The 13,120-nt window shown below is 45.0% G+C and carries 17 protein-coding genes; 7 read left to right on the top strand and 10 right to left on the bottom strand.

Annotation, left to right across the window (positions count from 1 at the left end; all coding sequences use genetic code 11):
• Positions 1 to 26: 26 nt before the first annotated feature.
• Entirely contained in the window at positions 27 to 398 is a 372-nt protein-coding gene (locus tag D2910_RS11310) for a PaaI family thioesterase (protein ID WP_084243274.1), read from the bottom strand.
• A gap of 268 nt (positions 399 to 666) precedes the next feature.
• Between D2910_RS11310 and D2910_RS11305 the strand changes: the two genes are divergently transcribed.
• Positions 667 to 1,290, top strand: a complete 624-nt coding sequence (locus D2910_RS11305; protein WP_117313554.1) for a cell wall hydrolase — start codon at positions 667 to 669, stop codon at positions 1,288 to 1,290.
• 117 nt (positions 1,291 to 1,407) lie between these two features.
• A complete protein-coding gene (locus D2910_RS11300) occupies positions 1,408 to 1,842 on the top strand; it encodes a DUF2269 family protein (RefSeq protein WP_117313553.1) in 435 nt (144 codons plus the stop codon).
• A gap of 61 nt (positions 1,843 to 1,903) precedes the next feature.
• Here D2910_RS11300 and D2910_RS11295 read toward each other — a convergent pair whose 3' ends face one another.
• The 4 genes from D2910_RS11295 to D2910_RS11280 form a co-directional block, all read right to left on the bottom strand.
• A complete protein-coding gene (locus tag D2910_RS11295) occupies positions 1,904 to 2,713 on the bottom strand; it encodes a carbohydrate ABC transporter permease (protein WP_233208596.1) in 810 nt (269 codons plus the stop codon).
• Between the two features lie 14 nt (positions 2,714 to 2,727).
• Positions 2,728 to 3,603, bottom strand: a complete 876-nt coding sequence (locus tag D2910_RS11290) for a carbohydrate ABC transporter permease (protein ID WP_084243271.1) — start codon at positions 3,601 to 3,603, stop codon at positions 2,728 to 2,730.
• A 4-nt stretch (positions 3,604 to 3,607) separates the two neighbouring features.
• Positions 3,608 to 4,876 (bottom strand): ABC transporter substrate-binding protein, encoded by a 1,269-nt coding sequence (locus tag D2910_RS11285; protein ID WP_101802483.1) that lies wholly within the window; start codon positions 4,874 to 4,876, stop codon positions 3,608 to 3,610.
• 155 nt (positions 4,877 to 5,031) lie between these two features.
• The gene (locus D2910_RS11280) at positions 5,032 to 5,889 is read right to left on the bottom strand and encodes a dimethylarginine dimethylaminohydrolase family protein (RefSeq protein ID WP_084243269.1); all 858 of its coding nucleotides are present in this window, start codon (positions 5,887 to 5,889) and stop codon (positions 5,032 to 5,034) included.
• 125 nt (positions 5,890 to 6,014) lie between these two features.
• Between D2910_RS11280 and D2910_RS11275 the strand changes: the two genes are divergently transcribed.
• A complete protein-coding gene (locus tag D2910_RS11275) occupies positions 6,015 to 6,437 on the top strand; it encodes a GNAT family N-acetyltransferase (protein ID WP_084243268.1) in 423 nt (140 codons plus the stop codon).
• Positions 6,438 to 6,509: 72 nt separating this feature from the next.
• Here D2910_RS11275 and D2910_RS11270 read toward each other — a convergent pair whose 3' ends face one another.
• Together D2910_RS11270 and D2910_RS11265 are read right to left on the bottom strand one after the other, a co-directional pair.
• Positions 6,510 to 6,887, bottom strand: a complete 378-nt coding sequence (locus D2910_RS11270; RefSeq protein WP_084243267.1) for a nucleotide excision repair endonuclease — start codon at positions 6,885 to 6,887, stop codon at positions 6,510 to 6,512.
• Between the two features lie 80 nt (positions 6,888 to 6,967).
• Positions 6,968 to 7,615, bottom strand: a complete 648-nt coding sequence (locus tag D2910_RS11265; protein ID WP_117313552.1) for an SDR family oxidoreductase — start codon at positions 7,613 to 7,615, stop codon at positions 6,968 to 6,970.
• 169 nt (positions 7,616 to 7,784) lie between these two features.
• Between D2910_RS11265 and D2910_RS11260 the strand changes: the two genes are divergently transcribed.
• Positions 7,785 to 8,069 carry a DUF6509 family protein gene (locus tag D2910_RS11260; protein ID WP_117313551.1) on the top strand — a complete coding sequence of 95 codons (285 nt, stop codon included), beginning with the start codon at positions 7,785 to 7,787 and terminating at the stop codon, positions 8,067 to 8,069.
• Positions 8,070 to 8,115: 46 nt separating this feature from the next.
• On the opposite strand, the gene D2910_RS11255 is transcribed toward D2910_RS11260, so the two are convergent.
• Positions 8,116 to 8,847, bottom strand: coding sequence for a SurA N-terminal domain-containing protein (locus D2910_RS11255; RefSeq protein ID WP_117313550.1), 732 nt, complete (start codon positions 8,845 to 8,847; stop codon positions 8,116 to 8,118).
• Positions 8,848 to 8,996: 149 nt separating this feature from the next.
• Here D2910_RS11255 and hisC point away from each other — a divergent pair, with 149 nt between their 5' ends.
• Positions 8,997 to 10,106, top strand: a complete 1,110-nt coding sequence (hisC, locus tag D2910_RS11250) for a histidinol-phosphate transaminase (protein WP_117313549.1) — start codon at positions 8,997 to 8,999, stop codon at positions 10,104 to 10,106.
• Positions 10,107 to 10,215: 109 nt separating this feature from the next.
• Positions 10,216 to 11,133 carry an NAD(P)/FAD-dependent oxidoreductase gene (locus D2910_RS11245; RefSeq protein ID WP_244896206.1) on the top strand — a complete coding sequence of 306 codons (918 nt, stop codon included), beginning with the start codon at positions 10,216 to 10,218 and terminating at the stop codon, positions 11,131 to 11,133.
• A 33-nt stretch (positions 11,134 to 11,166) separates the two neighbouring features.
• Here the strand turns inward: D2910_RS11245 and D2910_RS11240 are convergent, their stop codons facing one another.
• Complete coding sequence (locus D2910_RS11240) at positions 11,167 to 11,901, bottom strand: YwaF family protein (protein ID WP_084243261.1); 735 nt, start codon at positions 11,899 to 11,901, stop codon at positions 11,167 to 11,169.
• Between the two features lie 153 nt (positions 11,902 to 12,054).
• Between D2910_RS11240 and D2910_RS11235 the strand changes: the two genes are divergently transcribed.
• Positions 12,055 to 12,354, top strand: coding sequence for a hypothetical protein (locus tag D2910_RS11235; RefSeq protein WP_101802490.1), 300 nt, complete (start codon positions 12,055 to 12,057; stop codon positions 12,352 to 12,354).
• A gap of 180 nt (positions 12,355 to 12,534) precedes the next feature.
• Here D2910_RS11235 and D2910_RS11230 read toward each other — a convergent pair whose 3' ends face one another.
• On the bottom strand, positions 12,535 to 13,107 hold the full coding sequence (locus D2910_RS11230) for a 5' nucleotidase, NT5C type (RefSeq protein WP_240633609.1): 573 nt from the start codon (positions 13,105 to 13,107) through the stop codon (positions 12,535 to 12,537).
• Positions 13,108 to 13,120 lie beyond the last annotated feature (13 nt).

The raw sequence follows: 13,120 nt of genomic DNA, 5'->3' as shown, positions 1-13,120 counted from the left end.
GCTTTTTTTTATTCGCGTAAGCTGACTTATTTGTTAAAGAGAACCGCTTTTGCTTTTGTGATGACATGGTCTTCATCATCGTAGATCAGGCAATCTGCATGAATGAGGTTGCGTCCTTCCTTTACTGCAAATGCACGGGCGGTCAGCACTGAAGATTTGCTGCTTTTCAGGAAAGTCACATTCAAGTCGACGGTCACGGCCTGCTGCCGGCCCTGTTCATCAGGAGCGACCGTATTGCATAAAGCGACTTCGGCTAGCGTGGAGATGATGCCTCCATGTATAAGTCCGGCGCTGTCGATGTATAATTCTTTGATCGGCAAAGTCACCTTTACACTGTTTTCTGTTGTTCGTTCGTATTCCATTTCAAGAAACTTATCGAATGGCTGGCGGATAAACATAGCTGGAGCCTCCTTCAACACTTCTTAACTCTCTACAATCCTTATTCGCTTCTGATGCCTTTGATTCCTTTTTACTGAAACATGCCATTTCATCTGGTCATAATGGAGTCCCTGGAAAGTCTTGAAATTACATTTATTTATGTAAACCGGTCTTTTGAACTTTTCTGCCCAGCAAATCAAGGAAGTCTGTTGGATACATAAAAACTGATTTAAAATCTATACTGGTTAGAATGAAAAATATAGTTAATCGAATGAAGGGAGAGAAAAAATGAAATTCGTAAAAGCATTTTTATTCACAGCAATGGTATTCGCATTTTTAAGTTTTTCTCAAACAGAAACGAAAGCTCATTTCCCGGATCTTCATACCGGAATGGCAGGAGAGGAAGTAACAGCCCTTCAAAGGGATTTGCAGAAACTTGGTTATTTCCACGTGGTGCCGACCGGTTATTTCGGTGAAATTACAAAAAACGCGTTGATCGGTTATCAAACGGATTTCGGTGTTCCTGCTACCGGTTATTATGGCCCGCTGACACAAAGCAGAATGGCGGAAACAGAAATTATGGCACGCGTAGTCCACGGTGAAGCGCGTGGTGAAAAATACGCAGGAAAAGTGGCGGTCGCGGCAGTCATTTTGAATCGCGGCCAATCTCCGCGATTTCCCGATTCTATCGAGAGTGTAGTATTTCAGCGCAATGCCTTTACGGCAGTCAATGATAAACAATATTACCTTGTACCTGACAGCTCGGCTTATCAAGCTGTGAAAGATGCGGTCAAAGGCTGGGATCCGAGTCACGGTGCGACTTATTACTATAATCCAAGCGGTGTGACGGACAGCTGGATTTTTTCCCGGACTACCATTACGAAAATAGGCAAGCACGTTTTTGCCAAATAAGTGAACAGTCCTGCCTTATCTCTAAAAGGCAGGCTTTTTACTGCCCAAAACCCTATTGTAAGGAAGGGCTCTCTATTATAATGAAGCCAGAGCTTAAGAAAGGCGGCAGATAGAGAGATGTATACGGTGATTTTATATGCTCATATATTAAGTGCAGCATTATCAATCGGACCGTTCTTTGTATTGATTCCTCTAGTTAATCGAATTAGGGAAGCGGATACGAAATCCTTATCCGGCCTGGTTGCTACATTCCGCTCGGCTACCCGGCTGGTGATGCATGCTGGACATGTATTGGTTGCGACGGGTGTGCTGCTGGTCTGGCTGGGACCCTGGCCGTGGCTTTCCCCGTGGATTCTGATGACGCTCGTGGTAATGTTTTCTTCGGTATTTTTTCTTGCGCGCGCGTTTTCTCCCGTGCTGAAGAAGTTTGCTGAACCGGAGGCTGATCAATCCGCTCTGGCCGAAAAATTGAAGCGCTCACTGTGGATTTACATAATGCTGCTATTGCTGATGCTGTGGTTCATGGTGGATAAACCGACTCTATGGCAATAAACGAAAAACTGATGTCTCGCCCCAATATGGGCAGGACATCAGTTTTTATTTCGATGAAAATTCATCCCTTCAATGCGCCTGCGGTCATGCCTGCGACAAAGAAGCGCTGGAGAAAGACATAGGCGATGACCATTGGAGCGGATGCGATGATGACGCCGGTGAACAGCATCGGATAATTGGTCGAATACTCGCCTTGGAATTCAAGCAAGGCAAGCGGCAATGTCTTATAGGCGTTATCGGTGATGAACAGCAAAGGATAGAGTAAATCATTCCAATGCATAACGAAAAGGAAAATCGCCGTGGCCGATAAGGATGGCAGAGAAAGCGGAATGGCCACTTTCGTGTACATCTGCCAATTTCCGGCTCCATCAATCGTCGAAGCTTCAAACAATTCTCTTGGCAGCGTCTTCATGAAGCCTGTCAAAATGAAAACCGCGATGGGCAAGGTGACTGCGATATTGACGAGGATCAACCCAAGCAGGCTGTTCGTCAAATTCAAATCCAGCATAAGTGAATACAATGGAACCATATTAACCTGGGCTGGCACCATCATGCCGAGCGTAAACAGGCCGAAGAGAATATTGCCCATCCAGTTCTTCAGGCGGCTGATGCCAAAAGCGATCATCGAAGCAAAGAATAAAGTCAAAACAACTGAGAACAAAGTGACAATGGTGCTGTTCATAAAATACCCGGCCATCGTCTGTTCCTGGAAGATGGCGCTGTAATTGCTCCATTGGAAGCCGTCTTCCGGCAATCCGAGCGGGTCCCTGAACGTCTCCTGCAATGTCTTAACAGAAGTGAGGGCAACCATCAGCAGCGGTATCAAGATCAGCAGAGCATAAACCGCCAACGAAAATTTTCGGAATAACAAAAAATCCCCTCCTTCTAATAAGAAATGCGGTCAGAGCGCAAGGCTTTAAACTGCAGGAATGTGATGAAAGCAATAATAATCATGAACAGAACCGATATGGCGCTGGCATATCCGAAATTATAACTTCGGAAAGCGACATCAAAAATGTAAGTGGCGATAATTTCCGTTGAATTATTCGGACCGCCTCCAGTCATGGCGAACACCAGGTCAAACGCTTTGAAGGACTGAATGGTCGTATACGCAATGACGATGGTGGCGGAAGGAGCGAGCAGCGGCCAGGTGACTTTCCGGAACGTCTGCCATTTGCTTGCCCCTTCAATTTTCGCCACCTCATAAAGGTCTTCCGGAATCGCCTGCAGGCCGGCGACAAAAATGATCAGCATCTGGCCGGCGTGGAACCAGATTTGTGTGACAGCCAAGGAGTAGATGGCGATATCAGAATTTCCGAGCCAATTCTGCTGAAGAAAATCGAGTCCGAGCAATTCCAGGATCTGATTCAGGATCCCTAAAGAAGGGTCGTAGATGAACGCCCAGATAAAAGCGACTGAAACAGAAGAAAGTATAGTCGGAAAGAAATAAAGCGCCCGAAGAAATAAATTGGCTTTCGTATTTTTCAAAACAATCATAGCAAAAACTAGAGCCGTCAAGGTCTGGAAGACAACGACCATCAGCATGAACTTCAAGTTATTGCCGACTGTCTTCCGAAATACAGAATCACCGGTCAGCGCCCGTTCGTAATTTCCGACTCCGACAAATTGATAAGCGTCACTCAGCCCATCCCAATCGGTAAAGGAATAGAACAGGGCACTGACAGTGGGGTACAGGAAAAAGATGCTGTAAAGAAGCAGCCCCGGTAAGAAAAACAGATAAATCGTCTTTGAAATCTTCATTCAGCTATTCCAGGTTTTCTTCGACAATTTGTTGTGCTTCCTCCGCCGCTTCCATCGGATCGGCGCCTCCAAGGACGTTTTCAATGGAACTCAAAACAGCTGCTTCAACTTGCGCATTGGTGATAAGGAACCGGGGCTGGAACCGTGTTTTTCTTTCATCAATCCAATAAGCGGTATTCTGCAGCACTTCTGATTCGTATTCTACGTCGTTCACAGTCAAATGCTGCCCGGTTTCATTGGCGTACTGTGAAGCGATTTCAGGTCGGCTGAGGAACCGGATGAACTCTTTCGCCTCTTCTTTTTTTTCGGAGTTGCTGTTGATTGCCAGCATGAAAGTGGCGGTGTTGATTCCTTCATATTCGGCTTCACTTTCTTCAACTGTAATCGGCGCCATCAAATCGAGTTCAAGATCAGGATTCAAATCGAGAAGCGACGCCATATGATAAGATCCGGTGGCGAGCATGGCGGCTTCTTCATTAGCTACCATTGCCATGGCAGAATCTTGGCTGGTACCAAGCGCATCGGGTTGGATATAGCCTTTTTGCTCAAGCAGCTGGAAATCTTCCAGCGTTTTAACCCACCATTCATTTGTCAGGGATTCTTCGCCATTCTGCAACTTTTGGAAAACTTCTTCATCAGGTGCATTATTCATCATCATGCTGTTCATAAATTGATTGGGTCCGATATCAGCGCCTGGAAAAGCGATAGGCGTAATATCGTTCTCGAGCAGGGTATCGGCCATTTCCTGAAATTCAGTCCAGCTTTTAGGCACTTCCAGACCAAGCTCATCGAACATGCCTTTGTTATAGACAGGCATATTGAACACCAATTGATACGGCAAAGCCAATTGCTGGCCATCCTTTTCACCGACACTGATCAAGCTCTCATCAAAATTTCCGACGAAATCTTCTCCGCTCAGATCTTCAAAAAAACCGGCATTTGCAATAGCTTCAAATTGCGCTCCGGGGAAAGAAGTGAAAACATCCCCTGTCGAACCGTCTGTCAGCATGCGCTGGCCGGTTGCCTGATATTGTTCAGATGGATAGATATTCATTTCGACGCCGATTTCGGGATATTCTTTTTCGAATTGGGCGATGATATCATCAAAAACTTCTTTATCTTCTCCGCGCCAATGGATGAAGCTGATTTGTGTCCGGTCTTCCGATCCGCTTTCACTTTCAGAACTGCTGTCGGGACTTTCGCCGGCGCAGCCTGCCAACGCAAGAAGAGGCATAATAAGTAATGAAGTAATGGAAATTTTTTTGTTTATCATGTCAGAATCCTCCCTTTTTCTATTTATATATCCTTATTACCTGTTATACCGTAAATCTGTCAAAAATGACAGAATAATTAGATTTTATGTATGGCCTGCCAATAAAAAGAAGGACATGAAAAAGCACAAGCTATGGGCTTGCGCTTTTTTCTTCTTCATTCTTCCCGTACAAGGGGAAGTGTACAGCAGCGGAAGGCACCGCCGGACTTGATGATTTCTGAAAAATCCACTTCTATGACGCGGAAATCATTTGCTCTCAAGAGTGTATTTACTTTAGTGTTCTGAGGCTGGCTGAATACCCGGCGCCCGCCGATGGACAGGACGTTTGTGCCGAGGGCGAATTGTTCTTTTGCGTCAACCGGCAATAGAGTATAGCGTTTAGAGAGCATATCAATTGTCTCTTGATCAAGTGCATCTTCAAATATCAAAGCTTCGGTTGGTGAAAGGATATTGAAGACACAATCGAGATGCAGGTATTTCTCGTTAAAAGCAATCGGGATTATATTGAAGTCAGGAAGTTTCTTTTTTAATCCTTCAATGGCATTCTTGCTGGTGCGGCTGCTGATTCCGACGAAGACGGTATCGCGGTCAATCAGGACGTCGCCGCCTTCAACCCGCTTTCCATTAAGTGTTTCCGCATTGAAATTATTTTGCTTCAGCCATTTTTGAAGAACTCCTTCTTCACCTTGGCGGATTTCAGAAGCCATTTCAGCGATGAAAACTGTATCACCGACAGTAAAACCGATATCACGTGTAAAAACCTGCTCGGGAAAAGCATCGGAAGGGTTCAGTAAATCTGTTTCTACACCTTCACGCTGCAAAGCGTCCAGAAATTCTTTGTGCTGCCGCATGGCTTTGTCTGTATCGATGTTTTCTTCCTGGTATCTTTTTTGCACGTCATTTATGACGTCTTTTATTTCCATATATTCCGGCGGGCATAACAGTACACGTCGTAAAGAATCATATTCGCTTTTGCACCTGGCCGACGGTGATGATTTTGTGAATGCTGACATAATAGTTTCCTCCAAAATTTCTAGTTATTACTAACGTTATTCCCGTTTTGGTGGTGAATTAAAACCTGTAAAATGAGAAGATTGGAAGTGAACTTGAAGAAACCGCAGCAAAGGAGATTTTAGATATGAAAATAACACAGCAGGAAATTCAGGAAGACCGGGATTTTATCCGGCAGAAAGTGGTCGAACACAATAGAAACAGTTTGCCGGAACAGCTGAAAAGTCCATATGGTAATACAAGTTTCATTGCGAGAGGTGATGAAGGGGAAATTATTGGCGGCATTACGGGGACCTATTTTTGGCAGCACATGCATATTGATTTCCTGTGGGTCGACCCGGCACAGCAGGGAAGCGGCATCGCTGCAGAATTGATGGCGAAGATGGAGCAGTACGCGCGGGAATTGAAGTGCAGGCTGATGACGGTGGATACGTTCAGCTTCCAGGCGCCTGGTTTCTACCGTAAACAGGGTTTCCGGGAATTCGGCACGCTCGAAGATCATCCAGCCGGCCACAGCCAGCATTATTTTGAAAAGCGGCTGACTGAGTAATTATTGAGGAGTTATGTATTATAGAAAATAAAAAACGGACACCTTAGTGGGTGGCCGTTTTTCAATATTTCTTTATTCCTGATAAAAGACTTTATCCACATTGTATTTCGCTTTTTGCGTGTTGATCAGGTAGGTTTCATAAATTTCGCGTTCCATCGGATCTTCCACAATGGATACAGTGATGCGATGCACTTCGTCACGGTGGTTCTTAAGTGGCGATACATTGTCCTCGAAATGTTTTTTCACACGCTGGCGCAGTTTGCGGGCTTTGCCGACAAACAGCAATTCGCCGCTGTGGTTGAAGAATTGGATGATGCCGCCTTTATCGCGCGGAATCTCGTGAAGGTCGATGAAACCGTACAATGGCTTGATCACCGCTTCGTCGCCTGTAATTTCCTGTTTGCGCTGTGTAATTGTCACATCAGCTTTTGGTGGTTGAATATTAATCATGCTTATCACGTCCTCTATTATCGTAATGCTCATTTTAACACAAAAGAGAGCGGAAATCCATCCGCTCTCAGCTTGCTCTATTAGACAGTCCCTAATTGATTTTCTGCGTCTTCTTCACCTTGCAGGATTTCAAATACCTTGCCATATGTGTTTTCACGTTCCAATACGTTTACAAGCACATGCGCAACATCCGCGCGAGGGATTGAACGGCCTTCAAGTGACTTGAAACCTTCTGTCGACACTTCGATTTTTCCTGTTTTGTCTTCGTCCGACAAAGCTCCAGGACGTACAATAGTGTAATCGAGATTGGTTGACTGCAGAAGTTCGTCCGCAGTGCGTTTTGCCACAAGATATGGTTTCATCTCTTCGCCGCCCGCATCCGGATTATCGGATCCGACGGAACCTAGCTGAACAAAGCGTTTCACACCTTTATCCTGGGCGTATTTTGCAGCTTTTACTGAACCCCATAAGTCGATGGTCAACGTTTTTTCAGCTCCGGTTTTCGGACCTGAACCGGCTGCGAAAATTACAGCATCGACATTGTCGAAAGCATTGCTGAAGTCCTCTTCAAGGTCAGCCAATACTACTTTGGAGACGCCGAGCTCCTCCATTTTGGCTTTTTGCTCTTCTTTTCTGACCATTGCAACGGCATTATGATTTGTATTTGCCAATTCCTTGACGATATTTCTGCCTACTTGTCCATTTGCTCCAATTACTAAAACATCCATTAAAATTTCCACTCCTCTAATTTATCATTATCTTATTATTATTCCCTTTATTTTAATGAATAAACAATGTGCAAAGAAGGTAAAGGGAAAGTGAGGCAGGCATTTGCCGTTAAAGCTGTTAAAACGAAGTGGAAAAGGCTAGAATAGAAATAAGACGGAGGTGGACCATATGGAAATTATCGATTTTACATTTCACAAAATCAATGATCCAACAGGAATAATGGAAAGCGATCGCTACGAATTTTTGCTTACTGTCGAAGTGGATGAAGATGATGAACTTTACACAGAAGCCGGCCTTGACCTGCGTGTCATTATGGCTGCCGATGAAAGTGGAGCCCGCATCGCGCATTATAACTTCATGGACAAGCAAACGGGCAAAGCGATGGAGTTTGCGCTTGAAGACGATGAAGAAGCAGAAGTGCAGGCATACTGCCGCGATAAACTTTCCTTATAAGAAAAAACCTCCAACCGAGCGGGTTGGAGGTTTTTCTTACTATTATTTAAATTTTAACTTCCACATCAGCAGCTTCCCGCAGTTCTTCAATGCGATCATAGACTGCTTGTTTTTCGTTCTGGTCTTCCAGGGACTGGAGGATTATCGGCTTCATTTCTTCGAATTCTGGCGTTTCTCCCTCAGTGGAGTCGACATAACCCTGATAAGCTTCTTTAAGATCTTCTTCTGTCACTTCTGCGCCTTCTATTTCATCCGCAAGATAGCTTTCGTAGATCAATTGCTCACGCAGCTGTTGTTTCATATCATCCAATGTGAAACCGGTTCTCTTCAGCGCAACATTCATCTGTTCTTCGTTTTCGAATTGATTTTTCAAATCTTCAAAACGTTGCTCCAAAACTTCTTCATCCACTTCATGGCCTTTCTCAATGGCATCCTGGATAACCAATTTATTGCCCACAATGACAGAGATGGCTTGCTCTTTCACTTGCTCCGCAACTTCCGGATCATCGGCTTTCTTGCCCTGGGTGGCAACAGAGCTTTCCAATTGCCGGGCTACACTATTATAGACAGTGCCTTTGATTTCTTCGCCGTTCACGATAACTACTACATCATCGGCAGCCGGCAAGTCGAGATCCGTAGCAGGTTCATCAATTACCGTTTCCGGAACTGCTTCTGACTCCGCGGGTTCAGAAGTTTCTTCTGCTTTATCTTCGTCTGAACAAGCACCAAGCATTAATAGTAAAGAAAGGGGTAAAGCCATTAACTTCATCTTTTTCATCGTGCAATTCTCCTCTTCAATCTTTCTCGTTAAAGTAAACCACATTTGTTCGAAGGTTACAAATACTTCCGTATTCCTATGATACAAAAAGATGGTATGATTAATTAATTACTTCTTTCAATAATAATAACCATCATGGAGGAATTCGAATGACGAAAAGCAGCAATATCAAAACACGTAAAACACTTGATATAATCCAGCCGTATTCACCTGGAAAGCCGATATGGGAAGTGCAGAAGGAATTGGGGCTTGACCGTGTCATCAAAATGGCTTCCAATGAAAATCCGTTAGGGCCTTCTCCAAAAGCAGTCAAAGCCATTCAGGAAAGCCTTGCGGACCTGAACCGCTATCCGGATGCAGACGCCAGTGTCCTGCGCCAGGCGATTGCCGACCAATACGGCGTTGCAAAACAGCAGGTCATTACGACCAACGGCGCTGACGAATTGATTACATTAATATCTGAAGCTTTTCTGGAACAAGGGGATGAAATCATCGTACCTTCTCCGTCATTCAGCGAGTACGATTTCGGAGCGCATATTATGGGAGCGGTCGTTAAACAAGTGCCTTTTGATGAAGGCTTTCAATATAATGTAGATAAACTCCTCGAAGCCATTACTGAAAAAACGAAAATCATCTATATCTGTTCGCCGAATAACCCCACGGGCACATATATCGCCAGGAAAGAAATGGCGCGTTTATTAACGGAGCTTAAAGATATCCTGGTGGTATTTGACGGGGCTTACAGCCAATTTGCCGATGAAGAAGACTATACCGACGGACTTGAATTTGTAGCCGAGGGGCAGCCGGTAATCGCTTTACAGACTTTCTCTAAAATCTATGGCATCGCCGGCGTGCGGATCGGTTATGGCATTTCTTCGGAAGAAATCATCAAATCCATCCTGAAAGTGAAAGAGCCGTTCAACGTCAACACTTTGGCACAAATTGCAGCTTCGGCAGCAATTACGGATACGGAGCATGTCACTGCATCATTCAACGCCAATAGAAAAGGACGCGATTTCTTATACTTAAACTTTGAAAAACTGGGGTTGCCGTACACTGAAACAACTGCCAACTTCATCCTGGTGCAAATAGGGGCAAACGGGGAAGAGGTTTATCAGCAGCTGATGGCGAAAGGGATTATCGTTCGCTACGGCAAAACCTGGGGCTTGCCTGAACATATCCGTGTGACCATCGGTACAGATGAAGAAAATGAATTTTTCATCGATACATTAACGGAAATATTGAACCCATTAAAATAAATCCAAGCCGGCTCCTGATTGATGGGAGCCGGCTTTTTTGATTTTTCTGATGGAGTTTATGAACTGGAAGATGCGGGAAAAAGCACGGGAAAAGCTTAATTAGGAAGAGGTGGAAGGCTTGATATATGATTGTGCCATAATTGGCGGAGGACCAGCGGGATTGAGTGCGGCTTTGGTGCTCGGCCGTTCGAAGCGGAATACACTGCTGTTTGATGATGATCATGGACGCAACCTGGTGACATGGGAAGCACACGGCTTTCTGACTCGGGACGGCATTCAGCCATCGGAATTAAAAAAGCTTGGACGCGAAGATGTGGGAAAATATGATTGTGTACAGCTAAAGAAAAAGAGGGTTGTCAGCATCAAGCGCATCACTGAAACCCATTACCAGCTGGAAACAGCGGATGGCGACACTTTCCATAGCGTAAAAATCATCTTGGCAACCGGAGTAAAGGAAAAATTGCCGAATATACCGGACATTGAAAAATTTTACGGCACCAGTTTGTACAGTTGCCCGTACTGCGACGGATGGGAAATTCAAAATCAGCCGTTGGCAATCATCGCTGATAAAATGGTTTATGAGCTTGCCAAGAAAGTATATAACTGGAGCAAAGATCTCGTCGTTTTCACAAATGGCGTCGGCAGGCTGGAAGAAGATGAAAAAGCAAAACTCGAAGCGAAAGGCATAAAAGTTCATGAAGAAATGATCGATGGCCTGGAAGGCGAAAATGGGCAATTACGCAGAGTCAGGCTCGAAGACGGAACGCTGGTAGATCGGGCAGGCGGATTTACTACGCCGGAATGGAGCCACACGACTCCATTCGGTAAAGAACTTGGCTGCAAAATAAACGATCACGGCGGAATTGCTACAGATGATTACGGACGGACAAACGTCTGGAACGTTTATGCAGCAGGGGATGTTTCCCAGATCGTGCCGTCCCAGCTGATCATTGCTGCAGGAGAAGGCAGTGCAGCAGGGATTGGCGTCAATGGCGATCTGACGAACGAATACTTTGACACGGAATGATAAGGGCCATACAGGAAAGACAAAAGACTCCCCTTACAGGAGTCTTTTGTTGTCTTTATTGATATAACGGTTCCAGAGGAAGTTCTGGAGCAGGAACAGCAGCAAAGCCGTGATGCCTAAATTCAGGTAATACCAGATGCCGTCGCCGAAGAAGCTTAAAGGAGTAACGGTATTTGGCAGCTGCATAAGGTACAGGTAGTTAGCGTCGGTTAACGGGTTTACCAGGTAGCCGATGGCAAGCGCATAAGCGACCAGCAATAAGAAGACTTTGATAACGGAACGCAGCGTAATAGTTTCAGGTTTTGCCAAAGCCAGGAACAGGCAAGCCCAAGGGATGGCGGTGTGATGAACGAAAAACTTCCAAAAACGGAAGTGGTGGTAATCAAATGGCAAGTCCGGTGTGACCAGCGCAAGAAAGGCAGGAACAATGCCGATGAAAAAGGAAATCTGAATCCAGCTCCGGCGCATGGTCAACAACCCGATCATGGCCGTAATCGAAGCCACTCCGCATAAGTGGAGGGGCACATGTCCGGCGAAATTCCAGATTCCGTTTGAAATGGTCCAATATTGATAGGAAACTTCGGACAGCAATAATAATGAAAACAAGATCCAGCGCAAAACTTGGAATGGAAGGGGGCGGGACATTAATTGTTTTCTGAATACGATCAGCAGGAATATACCCAAAGCAGCAATGGCAAGCACAGTCAGGTGGCTGGCTGAGAACGGCGTAAAATAATGTTGGGATGTTATACCGAACCAGCTGTCCATGCGCATGAGCCTCCGTCAAATCGATTTGTGTGAAAATTGTATCATTTGTTCCGTTGCGCCGTCTATCTGCTTTTTCGCAGCCCGAGTTGGTTGCGCCACGCTTTTGGAATGCGGTAGACTTCATACAAAGAGTTGAAGGAGGCTTCCGGAGAAATGGAGCAATCGAATTTATTGTCCACTATCACTTATGTCAATACGGAACGTTCCATTGAAGCGGGAGAGTTGAAAATTACCACAAGCGAGTTCGATCTTCATTTGTATGAAGATGTCCTTGTTTCCCCCACTGCTACGTTAAACTTGAACAATGTCTGGGATATCTCGTACAAGTCTTTTTCGGATGATGCCAATCTTCTTTATCTGCATACACATAGAGGTGTTGTCACTTACAAGGTGCCAAATGATCCGGGGACGTTCGTGACCGTCTTCAAAAAAATAAAAAACGCCGATTATTGAATCGGCTGAGTTTGAGAGCTGCCATAATCTGTTGGCAGCTTTTTTTGATGAAGCTTTGGGATATTGCGCAATGGGTGAAGAAGACAGAATGGGATAAATGAAATTCTGGAAATAGAAAAACGGCCTGGAAAATCCAGGCCGTTTTAAAACTGTGCGGTTGTTCCAACCAAGGCAAGCGGGTTATTTTATTTCATCTTTGATCAATTCATGCAGCTCTGTCCAATTGCTGAAACGCGGCAGCTTCATGTGGCGGTTGTAGGACTGGTCCATGACAAAAACATTCAATCCGTCACGCGCAAGAGTTTCAAGCACTTCAGGCTTGTCATCGAAATAATAATCCAGTTGGAGTTCTTCGATGATTTTCACTTTCTCATCATCTTTCATCCCGCAGTAGAAGCGGTCGTCCTCTACAGGGAACCCTTGTTTTTTCAGCCAGGCTTTTGTGTCTTCACCGTGTTTTGCCGAGCGCGCCGTAATATAGTAGATTTCATGCCCTTCAGCTTTAAGCTGCTGCAGCACTTCGACTGCTCCCGGGTAAGTCGGACAATCAGTGTAATAGATATAATCGACTGACTTATTCCACATATTCCTGCCTTCTTCATCGGTCAGGCCGAACGCTTCATGGATCTCTACGCGGTCCAGTTCATGGAACACGTCAATAGCTACTTTCTGACCCAATTTTTCCTGGTAATAATGAAAAGCATATTCTCTTAGATTGATTAAAGTATCATCTACATCAAAACCGAATTTCATAATTTCTGATTCC

Source organism: Planomicrobium okeanokoites (genome assembly GCF_003428875.1).
In the GTDB taxonomy this organism is placed as follows: Bacteria; Bacillota; Bacilli; order Bacillales_A; family Planococcaceae; genus Planococcus; species Planococcus okeanokoites.
This window is presented reverse-complemented; position numbering and strand designations above follow the sequence as displayed.

What these genes read in the sequence shown, in the direction of transcription:
- D2910_RS11235 (WP_101802490.1), top strand. Translation starts at nt 12,055, where the DNA reads ATGGAGCAATCGAATTTATTGTCCACTATCACTTATGTCAATACGGAA.
- D2910_RS11270 (WP_084243267.1), bottom strand. Translation starts at nt 6,887, where the DNA reads ATGATTAATATTCAACCACCAAAAGCTGATGTGACAATTACACAGCGC.
- D2910_RS11265 (WP_117313552.1), bottom strand. Translation starts at nt 7,615, where the DNA reads ATGGATGTTTTAGTAATTGGAGCAAATGGACAAGTAGGCAGAAATATC.
- D2910_RS11310 (WP_084243274.1), bottom strand. Translation starts at nt 398, where the DNA reads ATGTTTATCCGCCAGCCATTCGATAAGTTTCTTGAAATGGAATACGAA.
- D2910_RS11230 (WP_240633609.1), bottom strand. Translation starts at nt 13,107, where the DNA reads ATGAAATTCGGTTTTGATGTAGATGATACTTTAATCAATCTAAGAGAA.
- D2910_RS11305 (WP_117313554.1), top strand. Translation starts at nt 667, where the DNA reads ATGAAATTCGTAAAAGCATTTTTATTCACAGCAATGGTATTCGCATTT.
- D2910_RS11255 (WP_117313550.1), bottom strand. Translation starts at nt 8,847, where the DNA reads ATGAAAAAGATGAAGTTAATGGCTTTACCCCTTTCTTTACTATTAATG.
- D2910_RS11260 (WP_117313551.1), top strand. Translation starts at nt 7,785, where the DNA reads ATGGAAATTATCGATTTTACATTTCACAAAATCAATGATCCAACAGGA.
- D2910_RS11285 (WP_101802483.1), bottom strand. Translation starts at nt 4,876, where the DNA reads ATGATAAACAAAAAAATTTCCATTACTTCATTACTTATTATGCCTCTT.
- D2910_RS11280 (WP_084243269.1), bottom strand. Translation starts at nt 5,889, where the DNA reads ATGTCAGCATTCACAAAATCATCACCGTCGGCCAGGTGCAAAAGCGAA.
- D2910_RS11290 (WP_084243271.1), bottom strand. Translation starts at nt 3,603, where the DNA reads ATGAAGATTTCAAAGACGATTTATCTGTTTTTCTTACCGGGGCTGCTT.
- D2910_RS11300 (WP_117313553.1), top strand. Translation starts at nt 1,408, where the DNA reads ATGTATACGGTGATTTTATATGCTCATATATTAAGTGCAGCATTATCA.
- hisC (WP_117313549.1), top strand. Translation starts at nt 8,997, where the DNA reads ATGACGAAAAGCAGCAATATCAAAACACGTAAAACACTTGATATAATC.
- D2910_RS11275 (WP_084243268.1), top strand. Translation starts at nt 6,015, where the DNA reads ATGAAAATAACACAGCAGGAAATTCAGGAAGACCGGGATTTTATCCGG.
- D2910_RS11240 (WP_084243261.1), bottom strand. Translation starts at nt 11,901, where the DNA reads ATGGACAGCTGGTTCGGTATAACATCCCAACATTATTTTACGCCGTTC.